The sequence below is a fragment of the Bartonella sp. SD1336NMGDW genome (assembly GCF_042193565.1).
Classification (GTDB): Bacteria; Pseudomonadota; Alphaproteobacteria; order Rhizobiales; family Rhizobiaceae; genus Bartonella; species Bartonella grahamii.
This window is the reverse complement of record NZ_JBHILW010000001.1, coordinates 411,718-437,015: the sequence shown is the minus strand read 5'-3', so window position 1 is coordinate 437,015 and position 25,298 is coordinate 411,718. Positions and strand designations below refer to the sequence as shown.

General features: G+C 37.9%; 21 protein-coding genes. 9 read left to right on the top strand and 12 right to left on the bottom strand.

Features of this window, described 5'->3' with window-relative positions; genetic code table 11:
- Nucleotides 1–1,479: 1,479 nt before the first annotated feature.
- Nucleotides 1,480–2,040, top strand: a complete 561-nt coding sequence (locus ACFIKH_RS01785; protein WP_375670832.1) for an SH3 domain-containing protein — start codon at nucleotides 1,480–1,482, stop codon at nucleotides 2,038–2,040.
- Between the two features lie 46 nt (nucleotides 2,041–2,086).
- Here ACFIKH_RS01785 and irrA read toward each other — a convergent pair whose 3' ends face one another.
- Nucleotides 2,087–2,599, bottom strand: a complete 513-nt coding sequence (gene irrA, locus ACFIKH_RS01780; RefSeq protein ID WP_273787458.1) for an iron response transcriptional regulator IrrA — start codon at nucleotides 2,597–2,599, stop codon at nucleotides 2,087–2,089.
- Between the two features lie 231 nt (nucleotides 2,600–2,830).
- Between irrA and fabA the strand changes: the two genes are divergently transcribed.
- The 3 genes from fabA to fabI are packed head-to-tail and all read left to right on the top strand — an operon-like array spanning nucleotide 2,831 to nucleotide 5,485.
- Nucleotides 2,831–3,340, top strand: a complete 510-nt coding sequence (gene fabA / locus ACFIKH_RS01775) for a 3-hydroxyacyl-[acyl-carrier-protein] dehydratase FabA (RefSeq protein ID WP_375625418.1) — start codon at nucleotides 2,831–2,833, stop codon at nucleotides 3,338–3,340.
- A gap of 57 nt (nucleotides 3,341–3,397) precedes the next feature.
- Nucleotides 3,398–4,618, top strand: a complete 1,221-nt coding sequence (gene fabB / locus ACFIKH_RS01770; protein ID WP_375619287.1) for a beta-ketoacyl-ACP synthase I — start codon at nucleotides 3,398–3,400, stop codon at nucleotides 4,616–4,618.
- A gap of 48 nt (nucleotides 4,619–4,666) precedes the next feature.
- Nucleotides 4,667–5,485, top strand: coding sequence for an enoyl-ACP reductase FabI (gene fabI, locus ACFIKH_RS01765; protein WP_273787460.1), 819 nt, complete (start codon nucleotides 4,667–4,669; stop codon nucleotides 5,483–5,485).
- Nucleotides 5,486–7,371: 1,886 nt separating this feature from the next.
- Here fabI and gpsA read toward each other — a convergent pair.
- The 11 genes from gpsA to acnA all read right to left on the bottom strand — a co-directional run bounded on the left by gpsA (nucleotide 7,372) and on the right by acnA (nucleotide 21,564).
- Nucleotides 7,372–8,379, bottom strand: a complete 1,008-nt coding sequence (gpsA, locus tag ACFIKH_RS01760) for an NAD(P)H-dependent glycerol-3-phosphate dehydrogenase (protein WP_375625419.1) — start codon at nucleotides 8,377–8,379, stop codon at nucleotides 7,372–7,374.
- 399 nt (nucleotides 8,380–8,778) lie between these two features.
- A complete protein-coding gene (cyoD, locus tag ACFIKH_RS01755) occupies nucleotides 8,779–9,270 on the bottom strand; it encodes a cytochrome o ubiquinol oxidase subunit IV (RefSeq protein WP_375626263.1) in 492 nt (163 codons plus the stop codon).
- Nucleotides 9,270–9,938 carry a cytochrome (ubi)quinol oxidase subunit III gene (locus tag ACFIKH_RS01750; protein ID WP_375619284.1) on the bottom strand — a complete coding sequence of 223 codons (669 nt, stop codon included), beginning with the start codon at nucleotides 9,936–9,938 and terminating at the stop codon, nucleotides 9,270–9,272. Before ACFIKH_RS01750 ends, cyoD begins: the two co-directional genes overlap by 1 nt.
- On the bottom strand, nucleotides 9,935–11,953 hold the full coding sequence (cyoB, locus tag ACFIKH_RS01745) for a cytochrome o ubiquinol oxidase subunit I (RefSeq protein ID WP_273787464.1): 2,019 nt from the start codon (nucleotides 11,951–11,953) through the stop codon (nucleotides 9,935–9,937). Before cyoB ends, ACFIKH_RS01750 begins: the two co-directional genes overlap by 4 nt.
- Before the next feature lie 75 nt (nucleotides 11,954–12,028).
- Nucleotides 12,029–13,000, bottom strand: a complete 972-nt coding sequence (gene cyoA / locus ACFIKH_RS01740) for a ubiquinol oxidase subunit II (protein ID WP_273787465.1) — start codon at nucleotides 12,998–13,000, stop codon at nucleotides 12,029–12,031.
- 130 nt (nucleotides 13,001–13,130) lie between these two features.
- A complete protein-coding gene (gene aroQ / locus ACFIKH_RS01735; protein ID WP_375625423.1) occupies nucleotides 13,131–13,583 on the bottom strand; it encodes a type II 3-dehydroquinate dehydratase in 453 nt (150 codons plus the stop codon).
- 55 nt (nucleotides 13,584–13,638) lie between these two features.
- Nucleotides 13,639–14,772 (bottom strand): DNA replication/repair protein RecF, encoded by a 1,134-nt coding sequence (gene recF / locus ACFIKH_RS01730; protein WP_375625424.1) that lies wholly within the window; start codon nucleotides 14,770–14,772, stop codon nucleotides 13,639–13,641.
- A gap of 20 nt (nucleotides 14,773–14,792) precedes the next feature.
- Nucleotides 14,793–15,914, bottom strand: coding sequence for a DNA polymerase III subunit beta (dnaN, locus tag ACFIKH_RS01725; RefSeq protein WP_375651634.1), 1,122 nt, complete (start codon nucleotides 15,912–15,914; stop codon nucleotides 14,793–14,795).
- 186 nt (nucleotides 15,915–16,100) lie between these two features.
- A complete protein-coding gene (gene dnaA, locus ACFIKH_RS01720) occupies nucleotides 16,101–17,672 on the bottom strand; it encodes a chromosomal replication initiator protein DnaA (RefSeq protein ID WP_375648581.1) in 1,572 nt (523 codons plus the stop codon).
- A 700-nt stretch (nucleotides 17,673–18,372) separates the two neighbouring features.
- On the bottom strand, nucleotides 18,373–18,639 hold the full coding sequence (gene rpsT, locus ACFIKH_RS01715; RefSeq protein ID WP_012754537.1) for a 30S ribosomal protein S20: 267 nt from the start codon (nucleotides 18,637–18,639) through the stop codon (nucleotides 18,373–18,375).
- Between the two features lie 237 nt (nucleotides 18,640–18,876).
- Entirely contained in the window at nucleotides 18,877–21,564 is a 2,688-nt protein-coding gene (acnA, locus tag ACFIKH_RS01710) for an aconitate hydratase AcnA (protein ID WP_375670829.1), read from the bottom strand.
- Nucleotides 21,565–21,860: 296 nt separating this feature from the next.
- On the opposite strand from acnA, the gene ccmA reads away from it, so the two are divergent.
- The 5 genes from ccmA to ACFIKH_RS01685 are packed head-to-tail and all read left to right on the top strand — an operon-like array spanning nucleotide 21,861 to nucleotide 24,782.
- A complete protein-coding gene (gene ccmA / locus ACFIKH_RS01705) occupies nucleotides 21,861–22,472 on the top strand; it encodes a heme ABC exporter ATP-binding protein CcmA (protein WP_375625429.1) in 612 nt (203 codons plus the stop codon).
- Nucleotides 22,473–22,483: 11 nt separating this feature from the next.
- Nucleotides 22,484–23,149, top strand: a complete 666-nt coding sequence (gene ccmB, locus ACFIKH_RS01700; protein WP_375625430.1) for a heme exporter protein CcmB — start codon at nucleotides 22,484–22,486, stop codon at nucleotides 23,147–23,149.
- A 46-nt stretch (nucleotides 23,150–23,195) separates the two neighbouring features.
- The gene (locus ACFIKH_RS01695; RefSeq protein WP_375626251.1) at nucleotides 23,196–23,975 is read left to right on the top strand and encodes a heme ABC transporter permease; all 780 of its coding nucleotides are present in this window, start codon (nucleotides 23,196–23,198) and stop codon (nucleotides 23,973–23,975) included.
- Entirely contained in the window at nucleotides 23,963–24,214 is a 252-nt protein-coding gene (locus ACFIKH_RS01690) for a hypothetical protein (protein WP_375625432.1), read from the top strand. The genes ACFIKH_RS01695 and ACFIKH_RS01690 overlap by 13 nt, the downstream gene beginning before the upstream one ends.
- Entirely contained in the window at nucleotides 24,189–24,782 is a 594-nt protein-coding gene (locus tag ACFIKH_RS01685) for a DsbE family thiol:disulfide interchange protein (RefSeq protein ID WP_375625433.1), read from the top strand. Before ACFIKH_RS01690 ends, ACFIKH_RS01685 begins: the two co-directional genes overlap by 26 nt.
- Nucleotides 24,783–25,298: the final 516 nt, after the last annotated feature.

The window sequence follows — 25,298 nt, the reverse complement described above, 5'->3', positions numbered from 1 at the left end:
GTTATCTGAAAATAATAAGGTTTCTGTCATAGGGGTGGTTTTTTCATTCTTATATTTCAAAAAACAGATAACAAATTACGCTTTAGATATTTAAGCGACTTGTTCTTATGTGAATTGAGTGTAGGGTGTTTTATTATCACTTTTCGCTATAATTTTTCTCCTTCCGGATATCTCTTAAGTAACTGTTTCTTATGTATAAATTTCATGATGATTTTCTTTTTTTGTCATTAAATATTCTACATCTTTCGAAGATGCTAGATCAGATTGCAAAACAAAAGTAACTATCGCAATATGCGATTGTGTATACAAATATGATATCAAATGCATAATCCTCTTTCCCTTCAGTTATGTAACAAAACGATATAATTCCATAACTTTTTATATCCCTTGACTCTGTCTCTCTAAACGATGACGAATTTCAACCACTGCACTACAGATTCTTTTTTCTTGATAAATTTCTTCTATTCATCACTTATGTAATGACCCCCATAAGTGTATCGAATAAGCCCCTCTATTTCATTCAACTTTCTTCTATACTGAGTTATAGAAAAAGAAAATTAACAATAAACAGAGAAAACACTGTATTTTAATATGGATGAATGTGCCTTTTATTACCATTTTTAATGGAAATATATTTACAACTCAAATAACGAGTTAAAGTTTTTAACGCGTTGATTTATCGTTATAAGTAATCGTTTTTCATATTAAGTAATAATTCTGAATAACGTGAAGTTTCTCAACACCTTCTTATATTGAATCAATCAAGATTATTTCTTGTACATCATAAGCAGGGTTAGTATGCAAATAGAATAAAAGCTATTTAAGAAAAAAATAAAAATGCTTCTTATGAACGCCATAAATAATAAGAACTACGTAACATTGAGAGCTCCTAAAGGTATAATGGATCGAGCTTATCTACCATACCGATAAGCATTATCATGGCATGAAATTATAGTATAGCAAATTTTATAAAATGGATTATCACGAAAAACTGTCCTGTTAAAATCAGCCCTTCATATATCAATCTACTTCATAATTTTTCTCATATTTTTAAGCTTAACTGTTTTATTCATCGTATTATTTTGTCCATTCAAAACTTCTTTTCAAGCCACATGATAACCCCTTTACTGAACAGCTCTTTGTATAATATGCATACATGTACTTTTACTTCGAGAAACAAACTCAGAAAAGAGATGCAATACTTTAGCCCTAATTTCCTGTACAAAAATTGCTATGGACCCAGTATACTTTACTGTTTTATCACGCGTACAGCTGCATAAAAATCCAGTTTTTATTTATATTTATCCCCTTATAAACAAGATAAGCACTAAAAAATACAAACTTTTGTTTTCCTTATTTTGCTATTCTCGTAACAATTTTTTCATTGTTTAGATCTCTTTAACGAGCGATATGTCATAATTTTAGTCTTATATTTCAGATTTTAAATTTCCAATATATGACGAAATAAAGGAGTTCAGTGTGCAAAATTCTCGTTGGTTTCGCGTTTCAATGCTCGCATCATGTATCTTAATAACAACAGTCATTGTATTGGGTTCACCTCATTTGTTGCACGCACAAACATTTAATCAAAATTTAGGGCCCAGTGGTTTACCACTTCCGCGATTTGCTTCGATTAAACCCACCAGCGTTAATGTGCGCGTCGGACCAGGAAGCAACTATTCTATCATTTTTACCTACAAAAAGAAGGGCTTGCCTATTGAAATCATTCAAGAATATGATCAATGGCGCAAAATTCGTGATGCAGAAGGCGATGAGGGGTGGGTGTATCAATCGCTTTTATCGGGAAAGCGAACTGCTATAACTATTCCATGGCAAAAAGATAAAACAAAAAGGCTGATGCTCCGAAAAAACCCCACCGAAAACGCAGAGCTTGTGGCAGAAGTAGAACCTAATGTCATTGGCAATATCCGCCAATGTGATGGACAATGGTGCGAACTAAACATTAATAATACGCGCGGATGGCTTCAGCAACCCCAGTTATGGGGAATCTATCCTGATGAAAAAGTAAAAGGTTGGTGAATGCTCAAACTCATCAAATTTAATTTTTATTCCTCATTGAATATCCTCACTGCCTATCACAAGATTGATTTTTGGGTTTTAATCGTACGATCAAATCAACATGTGAAATTTCCATACCTTCTGGTGGCTTAGGCAAATTTCTAATAATGGGAGCTTCTTCCAAATTGTAAGGAATATCAAGAATACGATTTTCGCCTTCTATATAAAAATGGTAGTGATCAGAGGTATTGGTATCAAACCAAGTTTTTGAGCCTTCTACGGCAATAATCCGTAACAATCCCGCTTCCGTAAATTGATGAAGCGTATTATAAACCGTTGCTAAAGATACAGGCACACCTGCCCTCCCCGCTTCCTCATAGAGCTCTTCAGCAGTAATATGACGATTTCCTTGAGAAAAAATCATATGCGCAAGTTCCAACCGCTGACGTGTTGGACGCAAACCATTCTGACGCAAACGTTTTTCTAACATAGAAATGGAATAATATTGCACAATTTTTCCACACTCTTTTGTGAACTGTTGCTCTTCATTCATATCTAAATCGTCTGCACTCACTGACATATTACAAACCCAAATATATTCCTGCTAAATAAGATCAAAATACAAAAAAATGGGAATAGTATGGTGTAATCTTGTATTCCATTTTTAAATAATTACCTGTGTAGAATACATAAAAAAGGCCTTTTGTCATTAAAAATGATATAAAATCATTTCCCTCTCTTTAAAATTTGCTCTAAAAGTAGGTTGGGAAAAGCGCAGAAATAAAAATATATGCAAATAAATGGAGTAACAATGGCTGAACAAAAGTCTCGCTACACTTATGAAGAGCTTCTAAGCTGCGCTCGCGGCGAAATGTTTGGTAAAGGTAATGCGCAATTGCCAGCACCGCCAATGTTAATGATTCATCGAATCACTCAAATTAGTGAAACTGATGGTAAATACGATAAAGGAATGGTTCGCGCCGAATTTGACATTACACCAGACCTGTGGTTCTTTAATTGTCACTTTATAGGCGATCCCGTCATGCCAGGATGTCTCGGACTGGATGGTATGTGGCAATTGACAGGATTTTTTCTTGGTTGGCTAGGCGAACCAGGAAAAGGAAGAGCGATATCAACAGGTGAAGTAAAGTTATCAGGGATGGTAACTCCACAAACCAAAATTCTTGAATATGAAATAGATTTTAAGCGTATTCGGCGTGGAAATTTAGTCTTAGGAATAGCTGATGGGTGGCTAAAAGCAGATGGAGAGACTATTTATAAGGCGAGTGATTTACGCGTTGCTTTATTCAAAGAAGATTGAACGTTATTTCCGTCAGAAAGAACTTTTCACTATTCTGTATGGAACGAGGAGGTATGAATGCGTCGAGTTGTTGTAACTGGAATGGGAATTGTCTCCGCGATTGGAAATGGACCTGAAGCTGTTTTAACCAGTTTACGTGAAGCAAAATCCGGAATTTCTTACGCACCTCAATATGCCGAATTAGGCTTTCGTAGCAGAGTTTACGGCAAACCTGATATTAATATAGAAGAACTCGTAGATCGACGTGCTCTACGTTTTCATGGGCGTGGAACAGCATGGAATCACATCGCCATGGATCAGGCAATTGCTGATGCGGGTCTAGAACCGCATGAAGTATCGAATGAACACACGGGTATTATTATGGGTTCTGGAGGTGCTTCAACTCAGTCAATCGTTGAGGCTGCTGATATTACACGCCAAAAAGGTCCAAAACGCATCGGCCCTTTTGTTGTGCCTAAAGTGATGAGTTCCACGGCATCCGCAACACTTGCAACTTTTTTTAAAATTAAGGGCGTAAACTATTCAATCTCTTCCGCATGTGCTACATCCAATCATTGTATCGGCAATGCTTATGAAACAATCCAATATGGAAAACAAGATCGCATTTTTGCTGGTGGTTGCGAAGATCTGGATTGGACATTATCTGTTTTATTCGATGCTATGGGTGCTATGTCCAGCAAATATAATGATGTACCAGAAAAAGCTTCGCGTGCTTATGACGCTAATCGTGATGGATTTGTTATTGCTGGTGGCGCTGGCGTTTTGGTTCTTGAAGAACTAGAAGTCGCTAAAGCGCGTGGTGCAAAAATCTATGGAGAAATTGTTGGTTATGGCGCTACATCCGATGGATACGATATGGTCTCTCCGTCGGGTGAGGGAGCAGAACGGTGCATGCGCATGGCACTTGCGACCGTCAAAAATAAGATTGATTATATCAATCCCCATGCAACAGCAACACCTGTTGGTGATCCTCCTGAAATAGAAGCGATCCGCCGTATCTTCGGAGCAGGTGATCAATGCCCGCCAATTTCTGCCACAAAATCTCTGACTGGTCATTCCTTGGGTGCAGCTGGTGTTCAAGAAGCAATCTACACACTGTTAATGATGCAGCATAATTTTATTTGTGAAAGTGCCCATATTGAAGAACTTGATCCAGCTTTTGCTGATATGCCAATCGTTCGTAAACGACGTGATCATCAACAACTGAATACCGTATTGTCAAATACTTTTGGCTTTGGCGGTACCAATGCAACGCTTGTTTTCCAACGCTATGAATAAACACACGTTCTTAGTAATTGAAAAAAGTACGGTCTTACGGAGAATAATATGAAAGGTTTGATGGAGGGCAAACGTGGCCTTATTATGGGGATTGCGAATGACCATTCAATTGCTTGGGGCATTGCCTGTCAGCTCGCACAAGCAGGAGCTGAATTAGCATTGACTTATCAAGGGAATGCTTTTGGAAAACGTGTTCAGCCTCTAGCTGATAAACTTGGCTGCAAATTAGTGCTAGAGTGTGATGTTGAAAAAATTGAAAATATTGACTACGTCTTTGAGCAACTTGAAAAAGAATGGAAAACTATTGATTTTATTGTCCATGCCATTGGTTTTTCAGATAAAACTCAGCTAAAAGGACGTTATGTTGATGTTACAACACGTGAAAACTTCCAACGCACGATGGTTATTTCAGCTTATTCCTTTACTGAAATTGCCCAGCGCGCGGGTAGGCTTATGCCCAATGGAGGAACACTTTTAACTCTTACCTACGGTGCTTCACAGCAAGTTGTGCCTAATTATAACATCATGGGTGTTGCTAAAGCAGCTCTAGAAGCTATGGTACGTTATTTAGCAGCGGACTTTGGTCCTCAAAATATCCGTGTCAATGCGATTTCCGCTGGTCCTGTTAGAACTTTAGCAGGTAATGGTATTGCAGCTGCACGTGCAATATTTTCACATCAACGCCGTAATGCCCCATTACGTCGTACCGTAAATATTCATGAAATTGGAAAATCTGCTCTTTATCTACTCTCTGACTTATCATCAGGTGTTACAGGTGAAATCCATTATGTTGATTCAGGCTATAACATCATGTCTATGCCAATACTTGAAGAGCTGAAAAAAAGTGATGATACTCAGGAAGGATAAAAATCATCGCACTTAGAAAAATATGACGTAAGGCACGTGTGCAGGTCTTTATAAGAATAAGTCTAATACAAAACCAGATACCTTGTTTTGCAAAGTGTTTCATAAAAATCCGGAATATTTCTTCAATCCATGGTTGATAAATTTTGTATTTTATGACGTTATTTACCTTACTAAAGCATACGCTTTTGCTGTTGCTTATAAATCAATCCCCAGCCCTCGCAGTGTGAAACAGAGATTAGGGGATTATTAAAATCCTTAGCTTCAGCTTTTGTATACCAGATTGAAAAAAATATTGCCTACCGTTTTATTTATTCTTGAAACGCAAAGGCAATCTAATTTAGGAAGAATATGAAGGCGTAAAGAAATCAATCATTAATCTGACTATTATTCTTTAATGAGGCTTTACAATTTTAAAAGCACCCACACAATATTTTTTTAAATAAGGGAGGTTACGCTTTACCTCACACCTTTATTTTCTCGTTCTTTAATGAAAGCATTTCTCTGATATATCAGGTAAAATAGAACGCCCAAAAACACTACGGCTGTTGCTCCTTCATGCATTTTTTTAAAAGATATCTCTCAATACACGCAATTCCATTTCACAATGGTATCTGTAGAACGTATAAAAATCCCCGTGAAGTACATAAATCCTTTTTGCTCCACCATTTTAATGTTTATAAAAATGACAAACCGACACCATCATTTTACTTGCCATGTTCTAATGTTGAAACACCCCTTGATGCTTGAGATGATTCATTAGAAGTATTTTTAATAATTTTTATCCACATACTAACCCGCTTGTGACAAGCAAACACATATTTTTAATTAATTCAATACAAAAATAAAATGAATTATTCATATAAATCAATTTTTTATCTTTATAATCACATTATTTTTTCAGTTTAAATGACAGCCACAAATAAGTACAATAACATTTTTTCAATTTTAGATTTTCAAATTTATAATTCCAAAAGTCATTTCTTGCATATAAAAAACAGAATTGACATGTGAGAAAATAAAAGGCGTAAACATCTCTACGGAACAGGCTCAAGTGCCAAGAGCTGTCTCAAGGTAGGATGTGTGATGATGCTCGGCTTCCTCCTTCATAAACATAAAGATGGGGACGTGCACAATGGCTTTATCGTTACACTATTTACGGTCACCGTCGCGAATTGGGCTTGGGAGTTTTAAGAGAGGTCTCTTTAAAACAAGCGCGTAAATATACAACAGCAATAGTGTTTTATTTTGGGCGTTCTATTTTACCTGACACATCAAGGTGTGAGGTAATCTCCATTATTTAAAAGATATGCTTTAGATAGCGTAAAACTGAATTTAAAAATGATGGTAGAAATGGAAACTGGTTTTCATCTTTAAAATTTCATCTTCTTCCCAAATTAGATTGTCTTCTTGTTTTAAAGAATTACACAAACAGAGACACACGATATCCCTGCCCCTATCGAGATATAAACGCTGTTACACGCAGCAAATAATATTGAAAATTGGATAATAGCAATGATATTTTTAGCTTATACGTTAATAAATAAGATGCTTCCACCTAATGAGTCTTGTATTATTCTGTTTGCAAATATCATTGTGAGATGAATTTAAGAGAAAATCAAAATATCTTGTTCATTACATTGCATAAATTCATTATATTACATAAACATGTGTAAGTGGAAACGATAATTTATTTTCAAAGAGATAGTTTTTAGACAAAAGCCAAAACTTTTATATTTCATCCATGTTTCATAAAGAATCGAATGATATGAATCTATAATTTCCTAGAATATGACTGTCTTATACAACCATCAATACAATCTATTTTATATGCCTATCATAGCATGTTTCTATTTTTTACAATTGAAATTATTTAAAAAAACAGGATATCATTGTATTTCATCCTTAAGAGTACGGCTTAGTAATGCGTTCGCCGCTTCAGTTATGTTTTTACCACAATAGAGAATTTGATAAATTTGTTCTACAATGGGCATTTCTATCCCAATACGTTGCGCCAACGTATGTACTTCCTTGGTATTTAAGTACCCTTCCACAACCTGACCAATTTGTTTTTCCGCTTCTTTGATATCTACTCCTTTACCAAGAAGTATTCCAAAACGGCGATTACGCGACTGATTATCAGTACATGTCAAAACCAGATCACCTAAGCCTGTCATTCCCATAAATGTGGAAAGCTCAGCACCCATAGCCCCTCCTAAACGACTGATTTCAGCTAGTCCTCGTGTGATGAGAGCTATTCGTGCATTTGCCCCAAATCCCATGCCATCTGATATTCCTGCACCAATAGCAATAACATTTTTAACTGCTCCCCCTAATTGAACGCCAATCATATCTGAACTTTTATAAACTCTAAAACTTTTGTCACAATGAAAAAGTTGCTGCAATTCTTTACCAAACTCAACATCAGAAGCTGCTATCGTCATTGCAGTAGGCCAACCAACAGCTAGTTCTTGAGCAAAAGTTGGTCCAGAAAAAACAGCTAAAGGAATTTTTTCACCTAAAATCTCACGAGCAACCTCTTGTAAGAAACGTCCGGTACCATGTTCTAAACCTTTTGTTGCCCAAATAACACGTGAATGCTGATCTAAATAAGGCTGAATGTTATACAAAACTTGATGAAATACATGGCTTGGAACAGCGATTAATATATTGTGACTTGCTACTATTGCAGTTTCAAGCGAAGCTTCAAGTAATAAATTTTCAGGAAATTGAATATCGGGTAAATATACTTTATTACAACGTTGTTCTTGTAATTCTTTGATATGTTGGGGTTTATATCCCCAAAGTAAAACATTATGACCATTACGGGCAAGAGCAATCGCTAATGCAGTACCAAAAGAACCAGCACCAATAACTGTCATTGCAACGGTTTTCATTAAGTTTTCTGATTATTCTCTAAATTTCTGATTTCAATGGCATATTATTATTACAAATAACTTTAATGCTATCTTTAATATAAATCCTGTAAATCATAAAAACGTTACCGCCTCGTAGCTTTTATCTCACACAACATAAAAACTTGTTTCTCACATTCTCTTTCTTTGTAGTAAATTGTATAAATATCACTTTTTGTATATCCTACAAACAGCTATTTATCTCAAAAATTAAGGCTTGACTAAATACTCCATGGAATTTCTCTTTTAAAATAAAAGTACATTCAAAATCATGATACTCATTCCACTGATATCTTGTACCTACCCCTCTCTTTAATATCCTACGAATTTCTTGTAAGAGCTGATACATGCCGCATCAGCTCCCACAGATATTTCTAACAACTACTCCACAGGAGACTGCGTACTTAGCCCCCCCTGCTCCATAGGCATTTCTGAGCCCTGTATCTTTTCTGGCTGTTTTCTTACGGATATATCTTTGTTTGATAACTGCTCAGATACTGAAGAACCATCTCTACTTGATATTTCCGGTTCAATAACACGTCCTGAACCACCCATCATATTATAATTCAAATGAGAGATAGCCCACCAAGTTCCCCCAATAATAACAAAAACGCAAATAGCAGCAAACCACAATGCGCTTAAATTCCACTTGGCATCTGGACCAGAGTTCAAGTGCAAAAAGAAAACAATTTGTACTATAATCTGAATGATAGCCATCCCAATAAGATACACAACTTTTGTACTAACTGCCCAACTTTCCATCATTCCATACATCACAGGAACAAAAGAACCTAGGGTGAAAAATACAGCCAGAATAAAGCCGACCAAATAGGAACCAGTACTGGGACCATGTGTTTCATTTTGCATGCTCATCACAACGCTCCTAATAGATAAACCATGGTGAAAACACCAACCCATACAATATCAAGTAAATGCCAAAAAATGGAAAGGCATGCTAAACGTGTTTTATTGTTCTGATCCAAGCCATTACGACGAAGATGAAAAAACATCACAACCATCCAAAGAAGACCAACACTTACGTGAAGTCCATGGGTGCCAACCAAAGCAAAAAATGCTGACCAATAAGCAGAGAGAATCTCCCGTCCAAAAAGCTGTAAACCCGTCGCAGGATCAATACCAGCATAAGCATTTGGATCGTAATAAAAGACCTCACCCAAAAGTTCATGAAATTCGTAAAGTTCCATACCAATGAAGCAACACCCAAATACAAAGGTAATAGCCATCCATAAACGCACACCACTGATGTTATTTTTATGTGCTTGTACCATTGTAAAACCATAAGTGACGGATGAAAACAACAAGAAAGCAGTCTCAACCAAAACAAATTTTAAATCAATAAACTCATTGCCCGCCTTACCACCACCATAAGAAGCAGAAAAAACAGCAAAACTTGAAAAAAGTGTCGAAAACAGGATCAAATCTGAGAGAATATAGACCCAAAAACCAAACGTCATTACCGAACTATTATCGTGGTGATGTTCATCCACAGCACTCACTTTATTCATTGTTACTGCACTCATACTGTCACTCCTTGTTCTTTAAGAACAGCTGTAAAGGCATCTTCAGTTTTTTGTACTTCTTCAGCCGGAATATAATAACCATGATGGTCACCTGTTAATGAATGACACACAAGCGTTGCAATAAAACCAATCAAGCCGACCGCAACAAGCCACCAAATATGCCAGACAAGCGCAAAACCAACAACTAATGAGAAAAATCCCGCAATAATTCCAGCCGATGTATTGGACGGCATATGAATTTTTGTAAATCCACTGGTAGGACGTTGATAACCACTTTTCTTCATATTCCAATAAGCATCATCAGACTGTATTTTCGGAACTATTGCAAAATTGTAAGAAGGAGGCGGTGAAGAGATAGACCATTCAAGGGTCCGTGCATCACCCCAAGAATCATTTAATGTTACAGGTAAATGTCCCTTATGTTTGATACCGTACCAAATCGCCAAAACAACTTGCAGCACAAAACAAAGGATACCAAGCAAAATAATAAAAGCACCCAATGCAGCAATCATAAACATCGGTTGCCAACTAGGTTCCATGTAATGCTGGAGACGACGCGTCCCACCCATTAAACCAAGTGCATAGACTGGGAAAAAGGCAAGGTAAAAACCAATGAACCAACACCAGAAAGATGCAATACCCAATGCTCGATTTGGTTTATAACCAAAAACTTTTGGAAACCAAAATGCAATCCCCGCTAAGTACGCAAAAACGACACCACCAATAATTGTATGATGGAAATGCGCTACCAAAAACAACGAATTATGAAACTGCCAATCAGCTGGTACAATAGATAACAAAACACCAGTTAATCCACCACCAACAAAGGTAAAAATCATTCCCATGCACCAAAGCATTGGAGGCTCAAAGCGAATCCGCCCCTTATACATAGTTAGCAGCCAATTAAAGACTTTTACACCTGTTGGAACAGCAATAATCATTGTCGCAATACCAAAGAAAGTATTCACAGCTTCACCGCCACCCATTGTGAAGAAATGATGTCCCCAAACAAGAAGCGAAAGAATCAAAATAACCAACATGGCCCATATCATCGAAGTATAACCAAAGAGGCGTTTTGAAGAAAAAGTTGATACAACCTCAGAAACAATTCCAAAAGCAGGAACAACCAAAACATAAACCTCAGGATGACCAAAAACCCAAACATAGTTAATCCATACCATCGGATTTCCGCCACCAACATTAGAAAAGAAATTCATGCCCAAATAACGATCGCATGCCAAGAGTGCAAATGCTACAGTTAAGACAGGGTAAATAACTAAAATAAGGACATTGCTAACAAAAGCGCTCCAACAAAAAACAGGCATTCTCATCATCGTCATCCCAGGAGCACGCATCTTAATCAAAGTCGCAACAAAATTGACCGCCCCCATTGTTGTCGCTATACCAGAAAGTTGAAGTGACCATAAATAATAGTCTACCCCTGTATCTGGACTCGTTTGCAATTCTGTAAAAGGTGGATACATCAACCAGCCACCACGACCAAAATTCCCAACACCTAGGGATATGTTAATCAATATTGCCCCTGCAGCCGTAATCCAAAAACCTAGATTATTTGCAAAGGGAAAAGCAACATCACGCGCACCAATTTGAAGCGGTATAAGATAATTAAAAAGACCAAATAAAATAGGCGTAGCCATGAAAAAAATCATGATAGTGCCATGCGCCGAAAAAATTTGATCAAAATGGTCAGGTGGCAAATAACCTGCACTTTCACTCCCAAGAGCTAAAGCTTGATGTGTTCGCATCATGAGTGCGTCCGCAAAACCGCGAACAAGCATAATAATTCCAAGAACTATGTACATAATGCCTATGCGTTTATGGTCAACAGTTGTAATCCAATTTCGCCATAGAATCCCCCACCACCCAAGTGCTGTTAGAGCAACAACAGCAATTAAACCAACCACAACAATCGCAATACACGTGTATAAAACGATCGGCTCATGTGCAAGTGCATGAAAAGCACCTGCCGTAGGATCTGTAAGTCTTCCAAACATTTCTCAACCCATTTCAAATGAAATTCAAGTTTAAAAGAAACCCTATGTTAAAAGGGCTCTTTCTTTACTGATTCTTTAAATAACATCAGGATCAAATACTGAACATAGTGCACCCCATAGCGTCTGAGCAGCAGCACGTTTCATTAAATCCTCATTACATACCGTATTTTCATCGACACATCGATTAACAACACGATAGTAAAGGCGCTTCTCCACAGGTGCAAAATAACGAACTTCAGCATCTTTTTTCTTCGCAGCAATATCACCCATACGAGGCGCAATAGAAAGTTGACGATAAGATGCACGATCAAGTACTCGACCATTAGCCCGAGCTTTTACAATCCAATCCTCAAAGTCCTGCAAAGACACAGAATGCCACTTAAACCGCATACTCGAAAAACCATCACCACTGTAATTTGCTGAGGTTCCTTTGAATACTCCTTGCTCTTCAGCGACCAAATGCAACTTAGCATTCATCTGCGGCATAGCGTAAAGAACTGTACCCAGTTTGGGGACCCAAAAAGCATTGACAGAATTCTCTGACGTCAATTGCAATAAAACTTGACGCCCTTCAGGTGCATAAATCTCATTAATCGATGCAACACCATATTCAGGATAAATAAAAAGCCATTTCCAATCAAGAGAAACGGCATCTATCTGTAATGGCTTTCCTTCACCTACAACTTCCACTGGGAGAGGATTTGTAGGTTCCAGCTTATAAGTATAATAAGCTGTTAATGAACCTAAAACCATTACAATTACAATTGGAATACCCCACATCAACGCTTCAATTTTATTTGAATGCGCCCAATCAGGAGAATAGTCCGCTTTCATATTCGATGCACGATATTTTATAGCTAAAAATACCACACTCACCATAACTGGGATGACAACACAAAGCATCACCACCACACAAACAACTATCAAAATGAGCTGTTGACGTGCAACATAACCTGATGGCTGTATAACATCAATTTTACAACCAGATAAAAGCAGTGCTCCCCCTAAAATCACAAGCATTTCTAATTGTCGAACAAAGCTTTTCATCTCTATTTACCCCCGTCATATGCACCAAAAATTGTCATAAATATATACCTCGTATTGTACAGATTTGAAAATAATTATCAAGTGAATTCAATGCCTATATTACTCTTATCAAACGCTTATTCTTTACCTATCACAATTTAATTGTTTTGCTTAATTGTTTTGCAATATATTCAAGTGCAAACCAATATCCATCACCTCCACACCCAGTTATGATAGCGTCTACACCTGCAGATGTATAAGAGTAGTGACGAAAAGCTTCACGCTGGTAAATATGAGATAAATGAACTTCTACTTTTGGCCCTGAAAACATTTTTAGGGCATCAAGAAGTGCAACAGATGTGTGACTGTAAGCGGCTGGGTTAATAATCAATCCAGAACTTGCCTCTATTGCTTCTTGTATCCATGCTACCAACTGCCCTTCACAATTACTTTGATAAAAATTTATTATGATATCATTTTTTTTTGCCCATTCTCTGCATCTTTTTTCAATATCTTCCAGAGTCTCAGTTCCATAAATTTCTGGCTCACGTTGACCTAGAAAATTTAAATTAGGACCATTTAAAATCGTTATCATCTCAGACATAGCATGCCTTTTCTTTTAGACCTATCACTTATTAAAAATAATATTTAGCATGTTTTTACGACAATAAAGCCCCATCCTTAATCTCAAAGAATTCTGCGCGTCCTTTTAAGTCATCAAATAAAAGACGATCTGTTCCTGTCATAAATGTTTGTACAGCTAAATCATCAAGAATATCAAATAAAGCAGCACGTCGGTGCGAATCAAGATGAGCAGCCATTTCATCAAGAAGAAGAATGGGGGCTTTTTCCGACATCATACCTGTTAGACGAGCATGACACAAAACTAAACCTGTCAGCAGCGCTTTTTGTTCACCTGTTGAACACGATGTTGCTTCTATATTTTTATCAGCATAAAAAACCTGCAAATCTGCGCGATGTGGTCCTTCTAACGTCCGACCAGCAGCACGGTCCATTGCGCGATTATGCCGTAATCGATCACAAAATTGCTCTTCAACTTCAATTGCTGATATTTCACTAAGAGCTGTTTCCAAAAAACCATCAATTTGCAAAAAAGCTCGTGGAAAAGGTATCTGTGATGGCATTTGTGTAAACATATCATTTAAAAGACGAATAACATCAACACGCGCCGCAGAAATAGCTGTCGCCAGTTCTGCCATCTGCTTTTCTAAAGCATCAAACCAAGCACAATCTTCATTTCCATCTAAAAATAAACGATTACGTGCGCGCATAGCTCTATCATAATCGGCTATGCGGCGCCTATGCAAGGGATCAATCGCCAAAACCATACGATCCAAAAAACTACGGCGCTCAAGCGAAGGACCTGTAAAAAGACCATCCATAGACGGTGTTAGGACACTAATATGACAATAATCTGTTAGGCAATCACCCGACTCATTCACACCATTAATATGGACTTTTCGACTGTTATCGCTAACCTCCAAAGCTGTACCAATCTTTACTTCGCCATAAAGAGCGCATTCAAGACGCGCAAATACAACAAATCCTCCACCGCCACCATCTACAAAGCTAACGTCAGAATAAGCAGCACGCCGCAAACCACGACCAGGAGAAAGAAAAGATAACGCCTCTAAAAGATTCGTCTTACCAGCACCGTTATGGCCGGTAAAAACCACATGCTGACCAGAAAAATGAATATTGAAAAAAGGATAATTGCGATAACGTAAAAGCTTCAGCTGCCTCACTGCCACTTTGTGCACATGACTGGCCATACATTGCAAAACAATTGCCCCTAAACGCGAATAGGCATCAGTACATAGAGCACATCCGCATCATCATTATCACGAATCAGAGCTGGTGCTCCAGCCTCAGCCAACATAAAAACCATCTCGTCACTTGAAAGCTGCCCAGCAATATCCAAAAGATAACGTGAATTAAATCCTATCTCAAGCGGTTCAGATGCATAAGTTACTGATAATTGATCTTCTGCACTGCCCGAATCTGGGCTATTAACAACAAGCCTTAACTGTCCATGCTCAATCGTTAATTTAACTGCACGCCCCCGATCACTTGAAATCGTTGAAACACGATCAACTGCAGAAGAAAAGTCCTGCCTATTAACAATTAATTCTTTATCATTTCCAAGAGGAATAACACGTTGATAATCCGGAAATGTTCCATCAATTAATTTTGATGTAAAAATCACAGAACCTACAGAAAAACGAATCTTTGTCTCTGAAAGCTCTATACATACATCGCTATCATTTTCTTCTGAAAGAAGTTTTTGCAATTCTCCTACAGCTTTACGGGGAACAATAACACCGGGCATTCCCTCAACTCCTGAAGGAGCTTCCATCTCAACTTGTGCCAAACGATGACCATCAGTTGCAACCAAACGCAATTTCAAAACACCATCATTAATAACATGTAAATAAATACCATTAAGATAATAACGGGTTTCTTCAGTAGAAATAGCAAATTGCGTACAATCAAGTAAATGTTTTAAGCTTGATGCCGATAGAGAAAAACGATAACCAAACTGCCCAGGAAGCGACTCTGGAAAATCTGCCTTCGGAAGACATTGAAGCTGAAAATGTGCACAACCCGAAACAACAGACATTGTGCCTGCTTGATTCTCATCGACGGATAAGACAACTTCATTGCTATCAGGAAGTTTTCGAATGATATCATAGAGCAAATATGCTGGAACAGTTGTTGCTCCAGCTTGTTTAACATTAACTGCAAAAGATTCCGTAACCTCTAAATCAAGGTCTGTTGCTTTTAACTGCACACGACCATTTTCTGCATCAATCAGCACATTCGATAAAATAGGAACAGTATTACGGCGCTCTACCACACGGTGAACCCGACCAAGAGACTTGAGAAATTGACTGCGATCAACTGTAATACGCATAAAAGCCCCGTATGATTTACTAAAAACTATAAGAATTCCTTAGCATTAAAATAGATCCTCTTCAAAGAATCGCCTGCTAGACTTTATTAAACCTCTCTTAAAATGGCAAGTCACTCCTGCATAAGAAGAAAATAAATCTTTTCATTAAATTCTTTAAAGTTTCTCCAAAGAAAGAAACGATAAACACTATACAGCCTGTTCTCCAATCAAACGCTTAAGCAATTCAAGTTCCTTAGCCAAGGTCTGATCACCACAAACCAAATCTTCAATTTTACGCACAGCGTGTAAAACTGTTGTATGATCACGTCCACCAAAACGACGCCCAATTTCTGGCAACGAGCGAGGAGTTAATACTTTTGCTAAATACATTGCAACTTGCCGTGGCTTCACAACCGTACGTGTTCGACGATTAGATAACAAGTCCTGTTTAGAAACATTATAATGACGTGCTACCGTACGCTGAATTTCTTCAATCCGAATACGCTTAGGTTCACCAGGACGTGTCAAGTGACCTAATAACTCATCAATCCGCTCTAAAGATAAATCAGACTCAAAAGATTGGCGAAACAAGAGCTGATTAAATGCACCTTCAATATCACGCCCCGACCCTAAAACCGTTTTCGCAATATATTCCAAGATATCATCAGAAATTGATACCATGCCATCATCTTGTTGTGCCACCTTCAACCGCTGGCGCAACATTTGCAAACGCATTTCATAATCTGGTGCTTCAATTTCAAGAGCTACCCCTCCCTGAAGACGAGAACGAACGCGAAGATCAAGCGATTCTAATTCTGCTGGCGGACGATCTGCAGCGACAACAACTTGTTTTGCACTATCAAGCAACATATTAAGCAAATGGCAAAACTCATGTTGTATCGACTTACCCTGCAAAAACTGCATATCATCAATAATCAAAAGGTCGATATCACGAAGCTGCTCTTTAAAAGAAAGAGCATCATTATCACGAATAGCTGTTGCAAAACGCCACATAAAATATTCAGCAGTTAAATAAATAACACGCGCAGACGTTAAACGCTTCAATGCAGAAGCAGCAATTGCTTGAAGCAAATGTGTTTTTCCTAAACCAACAGATGCGTGAATAAAAAGAGGATTAAAACGCAAAGCACTTTTATGCCCCTCCGCAATTGAACGCGCAGCTGCTAAAGCAACACGATTAGAAGCCCCCTCAACAAAACTTTCAAAAGTATAGCGAGAATCAAGTGGAGATCCAAAAACTCCCGTTTGAGAACTCTTAACTGAATGCTCTGCACAACTTTCAACAAAAGATGAAGTCGCTTGCTCCTCTAGCACAGCAGAAGGAACACTTCTTTTACAAACGACGTCTCTTGAAACGCGTTCCATACCACGAACAATAACTTCAACACGAAGAATTGCTGAATTCTCTTGTTTCCATAAATGAGTCAAAAGAGAACCATAGTGATTATTAATCCATGAACGTAAAAAAGCTGTAGGAACAGAAAGCTTTACAAGAGTATGGCTATATTCAGCAAGCTTCACACGTCCAAACCAACTGGTATAAGCCTCAACACCAACCTGCACCTTTAATTGCGCCATAACACGTATAAAAGCCGCCGCACTTTCCTCCTCTGAAACAATAGAATGCCCTATAGAAGCATTTCTACAAACGTCCTCATCACTCTCTGTCATCCTATTCTTTATTATGTTCTCTGCCGACAGGATATTCACCGAAACCCTTTTAAAGGAACTAGCTTTAGAGTTCAATTTATCCACCATCTTTCATCCTGATAAAAATAAAATTCTGTCCTGCCAAACAGCTAAAATAAATCTAGCGAAGGCAAAACGCCCTACCCCAAATAAGATTACTCACCCTCCCCTAGGATAGCCTCATCACAACCCCACTAACAAAGATGACCAATAAGATTTACTTGCACTCATGATATGACCCACCCTTCTAAAATGGTAAACATATCTATTCAGAAAACTAAAAAATCGTCAGAAAACCTCCCCAGCACAAAAGCTTCAAAAAGCCTAAGTCAAAACATCTTGTACTCAACAAAATACAGAACAATGTGCTGGTGTGACCCCTTCATGCTTTTTAGTCTTCATAAGAACCATACAAAACAGCAGAGGTAAAATGCAAGAGGTCAAAATAAAATCAAAAAACCCGAAAAAAATGCTTGTATCAATGAGGAATGAAAAAAATATTGATTCAATTCATTTTTTTTCTCTAAATTTACCAACAATTAAAGAATCTCTTCAGATTTAAAAAAAAAAATAAAATGCTTGACAAAAAAGACTCTGTAAAAATCCACAAAGCTTGTGGATAACCATACCCCTCCTATAAACTTTCTCTCCTTTTTCAAGAGGAGAATCATTATCGATTCTTATTTTCGATAGAAACTTTTTGAAATAATAAACAAAAAGCCAGCATCCTCATGGATACTGGCTTGATTCTCAATAAAGGAGAAAAAGCTTAAACGCTGAGAGCCTTCAAACGTTTAGCTAAACGCGATACTTTCCTCGCAGCAGCATTTTTATGAAAAACTCCTTTAGAAACCGCACGCATAATTTCAGGCTCAAAATTCTTAAATGCAATCTCTGCAGATGCCTTATCACCACCCGCTAAAGCATCATCAAACTTACGTATAAAGGTACGAACGCGCGAACGGCGGGCCCTATTAACCTGTGTGCGCGCCGCAACCTTGCGCACCGCTTTTCGAGCAGAAGGTGTATTCGCCATAAATATAATCTCTCTTTCAACACCTTGGTAAAATGAGTCTAAAGAACAACTCTACCAATATAAATAAATTCAACCCAAGCAAAACTATAAAGCTGCCTATAACTGTGTGGCTTATAGCGCAATCCCAAAGCTAACGTCAATTAGATTTTCAAAGATAGTCATAAAAAAACGAAGCCAAACTCTTTGATCCGCAGCTTTATAGCTTAATAATAGACATTCCTTAACAAATAAAAGAATTTAAACGGCCAACTTACGCAAGACATATTGCAAAATCCCCCCATGATGCAAATAATCTAGCTCATCTTCAGTATCAATACGGCATAATAACGGAGCGGTTTTTATCGTACCATCAGAAAAAGTAATTTTCGCTACTGTCTTTTGACGAGGTTTCAAGTTATGAATTCCTTCAATTGTCACCTTTTCATCTCCCTTTAAGCCTAAAGATGTCCAACTTACACCCTCCTCAAAGACAAAGGGAACAATGCCCATACCAACAAGATTAGAGCGATGAATCCTTTCAAAAGACTGTACAATCACTGCTTTTATACCAAGAAGATTGGTGCCTTTGGCTGCCCAATCGCGCGATGATCCATTGCCATATTCAATACCAGCAAAAACAACGAGTGGAGTACCTTCTTGTTTATACGCCATTGCCGCATCGTAAATGGCTTGTTCTACCGCTGACGGATAATGAACCGTATAACCTCCTTCTCGACCATTTTCTCCCAACATGAAATTACGAATGCGAATATTGGCAAAGGTCCCACGCACCATAACTTCGTGATTCCCACGACGCGTTCCATACTGATTAAAATCAGCCACTTTAACACCATGATCCATTAAATATTTTCCGGCAGGAGAAGCTGCTTTAATAGAACCAGCAGGAGAAATATGATCCGTCGTGATTTTATCACCAAATAAACCTAAAATCCGTGCATCTTTAATATCTGGTAAGATATCAGGTGTTTTCTGCATATCATCGAAATAAGGTGGATTGCGTACATAGGTGGATTGCTCATCCCAAGAATAGGTAGAACCCGTAGGAATCTGAACTTTTTGCCAATTTTCATCTCCCTTAAAAACATCTGCATACTTTTCAGCAAAAACCTTACGCGTGACATTTTTTTCGATGAATTCCTGTATTTCTTGAGAAGTTGGCCAAATATCTCTCAAATAAATGGGGTGGCCATTTGAATCTTCACCAAGAGGTTCCTTGGTTAAATCTTTACACACCGTCCCGATGAGCGCATGTGCAACAACTAACGGTGGTGAAGCTAAATAATTCGCTTGCACATCAGGGGAAACACGCCCTTCAAAATTACGATTTCCTGAAAGAACTGCAGATGCAACTATACCATTGTCATTAATCGTTTTGGAAATAGCTGGATGCAAAGGACCAGAATTCCCAATACATGTTGTGCACCCAAATCCTACTAAGTTAAATCCTAATGCATCTAAATCTTTTTGCAGACCCGAATTTTGAAGGTAAGCTTCAACAACTTGTGAACCAGGTGCAAGAGAAGTTTTTACCCATGGCTTGCTCTTGAGACCTTTTGCCACAGCATTTCGTGCCAAAAGACCCGCTGCAATAAGAACACTTGGATTCGATGTATTCGTACACGACGTAATCGCAGCGATCACCACATCACCGTGACCAAGCGTATATTCTTCACCCTCGACCTGATAACGCTTATCTTGTTCAGAAGTCTTCTTATAGTCTTCGACCAATGCCTTCTCAAAACCCTGCCCAACGTTTTCCAATGCAATACGTCCTTCAGGACGTTTAGGACCAGCCATAGAAGGAACAACAGTTCCCATATCCAATTCAATTGTATCACTAAAAATGGGATGAGCCACCATTTCGTCATGCCACATCCCTTGTGCTTTGGTGTAAGCTTCTACTAAGGCAATCCGATTTTCATCACGCCCTGTCATATTGAGATAACGCACTGTCTCCTTATCAATTGGGAAAAAACCACACGTCGCTCCATATTCAGGTGCCATATTTCCAATCGTTGCCCGATCAGCAAGCGTCATCTGCTCCAAACCAGGACCAAAAAACTCAACAAATTTACCGACAACACCCTTCCGGCGTAGCATTTGAGTCACCGTCAATACGAGATCGGTGGCTGTTACACCTTCTTTAAGTTTACCTGTTAGACGAAAACCAATCACTTCAGGTAACAACATAGAAACAGGTTGACCTAACATTGCTGCTTCTGCTTCAATACCACCAACACCCCAACCTAAAACCCCTAAACCATTCACCATAGTCGTATGCGAATCAGTTCCCACACAGGTGTCAGGATAAATCGTCTCACAGCCCTCTTCATTCTTCATCCATACACATTGTGCTAAATATTCTAGGTTAACCTGATGACAAATCCCTGTTCCTGGAGGAACAACGCGAAAATTTTGAAAGGCTTGCTGCCCCCATTTAAGGAAACGATAGCGTTCACCATTGCGTTCATATTCATGCTCAACGTTTTCCTTAAAAGCCATGGAATTGCCAAAAGCATCAACAATAACTGAGTGATCAATGATGAGATCAACGGGAATGAGAGGATTGATTTTTTCAGCGTTACCGCCAAGTTTAACCATAGCATCACGCATTGCAGAAAGATCAACAACTGCTGGAACACCTGTAAAATCCTGCATAAGAACACGTGCAGGACGGTAAGCAATTTCTGCCCCAGCGCTCCCTTTGTCGTTTAACCACTTAGCAACATTGAGGACATCCTCTTTTTTAACTGTGCGACCATCTTCAAATCGCAATAAATTTTCGAGAATAACTTTCATCGAAAACGGTAAACGAGAAACACCTTCAAGCCCATTCTTCTCCGCTTCGATCAAGCTATAATAAGTATATTCTTTGCCACCAACATTTAATACTCTGCGACAATTAAAGCTATCAATTTGAGTCATGACTGTCCACCCTCATACTATAACCACCCAATTTCCAGGAATGAACAACACAAACTACGATTCAAGGTCGCAGCTTGAGCGCAGACGCTATCACCTCCGCTATCCATTTCCCCCTCCACCTCTCATAGGCAAATGCGGAAATCAGCGCCAGAAACCATTTTACACCAGATATTGATGTAAGGTATCCCTTATAGAACTATTTCTAGAACTATTCTAGGTACAATTGCACAAAAAATGTGTTTTTTATTCTATAATGCAATAAAGAATATGAAAATAAAAACAAAATAGGTAATCACATGGTGTTATCAGGCAAAGATTTAGCCGCTTACAGAAACGAGGAAATTCTGTTTAAAGGTCTTTCTTTTTGTTTATTTTCACAGCAACTGATGACAATCACCGGTCCTAATGGTATCGGAAAGTCTACATTACTCCGAATCATTGTCGGTCTTCTTGAAGCTGCTGAAGGTCATATAATACTTAAAGACCATGATCAAATATACCCTGTTGCAACTGCGTGTCATTATCTTGGTCCTCAAAATGCTATGAAACCTCTCTTATCTGTCATTGACAATTTGCAATTTTGGGCAGATTTTTACGGTCAACATTTACGCTTTGTGCATGAGGTTCTTGCCGATATTGGTCTTTCTAACCTTGAACATTTACCCTTTAAAGCTCTATCAACTGGACAACAAAGACGCGTAGCTATTGCTCGCCTTTTGCTCTCCTATCGTCCTCTTTGGATTTTAGATGAACCAATATCTGGGCTTGATAACCATGCTCAAAAACTCCTTGCTCGTATTTTCCAGCGTCATCTCAATCAAGGTGGTATGATTATCGCTGCAACTCATAATTCCCTAGGTATTCCAGAAAACCATAAAATCGCTCTGGAAAAATTTTTACCTCTCTAGGAGAAAATAAAATGAAAGCACTGTTCTGGCGTGACCTTAAACTATTATTAGCGCCACAAGCCTCTTCACTAACAGGACTATTGTTTTTTATCGCTTTTGTTGTCATAACCCCCTTTGCCATTGGACCAGATCCCAAAATTCTTGCACAAATAGGGCCTGGTATATTGTGGTTTGGAGCCCTTCTTGCAGGACTCCTCAATCTGAACAAACTTTTCCAAATCGATCGCGATGATGGTAATCTCGACCAATTTATCCTTTCAGGAAAAAGACAAAGTTTTACACTAATTGTCTTTACCAAATGTCTTGCCCATTGGGTAGGAACAATGCTTCCTCTTATTTTTGCTACACCTATTTTAGCCCTCATGCTCCATTTAGATGTAGCAATAACTTTTACAACAATACTTACCCTTTTATGCGGAACACCAGCCATTATTTTTATTGGCGCCATAGGTGCTGCACTCGCAACCTCATTGTTGCACAGTACTCTGCTTATTTTTATCATTATCTTGCCGTGGATCATTCCAATTATGATTTTTGGTGTTTCGACTGCTACAGCCCCAATAAATCCAAATATTTCTTTTCTCACGTCCTTGGCTCTTCTCAGCGCTTTTTCACTTCTTTTGAGTCTCTTTGGCTCTTTTGTTGCTGCGATAACGCTTAAACTTTTATCAGAATAATAAAAGATGATTGCCGCATTGAAAAACTCTGCCTATTATGAATTTCATGAATGAACTATCTCGTCCATATAAAATCAGGTCACTCCCTGAAAGTTTTATCCTTTTTATGAAAATAAGCAGTGTCGTCTTACCTTGGTTGGCCGGTATAACATTGTGTTTCCTTATTTTAGGGCTTATTCTGGTGATGCATTCCCCTGATGACTATCAACAAGGCATTACTGTTAAGATTATGTACCTTCATGTACCCTTTGCGTGGTTGTCTACATTCTGTTATGTAACGATGAGTGCAGCAGCATTAGGAAATCTGATTTGGAAATATCATCTTGCTGATGTGGCCCTTAAATGTGGGGCGCCTATTGGGGCAATTTTTACCGCCTTGGCTCTCATGACAGGAGCACTTTGGGGGCGACCTACATGGGGAACATGGTGGGTCTGGGATGCACGTTTAACATCAGTTTTAATTCTGCTTTTTATCTATCTTTCCATTATCCTGCTCGGACGTGCTTTTGAAAACCAAGTAAAAGGTGCTCGCGCTACTGCAATTCTTACACTTGTTGGATTTGTTAATATCCCTGTTATTAAATTTTCCGTTAATTGGTGGAATACATTGCATCAGCCAGCATCATTGTTACGTGCTGGAGGATCAACAATCGACAATGCTATGTTATGGCCTCTTATAACAATGCTATTTTGTTTCATCTTTATGTTTATTGCGCTCTATTTGATGGCTATGCGAAATGAAATCAATAGTCATTATATCCGAATACTTCAGATTAAAAAATCCCGCCGTGCACAACAACAGGACTCTTCATCATGCTCGACCTAAATGGCATCCAGGGCGGACTTTTAGGAAATCTATCTCAGAAAATTGATTTTTTCCTTAGCACCCTTAAACACGAGCAAATTGTTGTTTTAAGCTATGTGCTTTCTGCAATATCCCTCTTATGTCTTATTGGATATATTCTTTGTAAAGCCCTATACCAAAAAAAAATTCTCCAACAGCTAAACAAAAAAGAGCTGCCACAAAAAGAAAAGTATAATGAAAAACATCCCTCCAAAACTTAAAAAAAATATATCTTTGCCTGTTCTGCTTGTTTTTTTTGGACCATTTGTGCTTTTTCTTCTTCTCATGGTGTTTTTTTTCAACTTTATGGATAAAAAATACCTTCAAGATTCTTCTCTTCTCCCAAACGCATTAGCTGAAAAATCTGCTCCCAATATTCATCTTCCTCTTCTTGATAAAGAAAGTTATCTCAATTCAAAACAGTTTAAAGGACGTGTCACATTGGTTAACTTTTGGGGCTCTTGGTGTTTGCCATGCCGCGAAGAGCATCCTATTCTTATGAAAATTGCACAAGATAAACGTTTTGATCTGATTGGTATTAATTATAAAGATAACAAAACAAACGCCCTGCGCTTTTTAAACAATTTTGGTAATCCTTTTAAATTTATTGGCTTTGATGTTTCAGGATATACAGCCATTGATTGGGGAATATATGGACCCCCAGAAACCTTTCTCTTGAATAAAGAGAGCATCATTATTGTCAAACATGTTGGTCCCTTAACATGGAAAATTTATCAAAAAAAAATTCTACCAAAAATTGAACAAGCGCTCATGACAGAAGAAAAATAAAATATCAACATATTGATTTATAAATAATAATTTACCATTTTTATCTATTAAATGAAAATGCCCTATACTATGAGATTTTTAAAATTTCTATATGTTGAATCAAAAAAACATTTAAGATAAAGACTAAAAATACCTTTTATGAATTGTCTAAACGTGAAAATAATTGGCAATATTTTAAGTTGAAAAATATAATAATGCAGGTTTGTAAAAACATAACGTTTTATCATGCTATGTATGCTATTTTATTTATATGGATCCTCATTCTTCTTAGGAAAATTTGACAAGAGCATTACCATTGTTGATTCAAAAACATGTGCAAAGAAATATCTGTAGAGCAAACCTCCCAAGTATGACAAAAATTTAAGTAGTTTTCATTTTTTTAGCGATTAAATATCTGTTTGGGAGCTTTATTTTTGATTATTTGGACAAAACAATATTGTTATAGAAACATCGTTAGATTAGTGAAAGAAACCAACTATTATTTTCAAAATCATATAGTGTTCTGTCTCCGCTTTT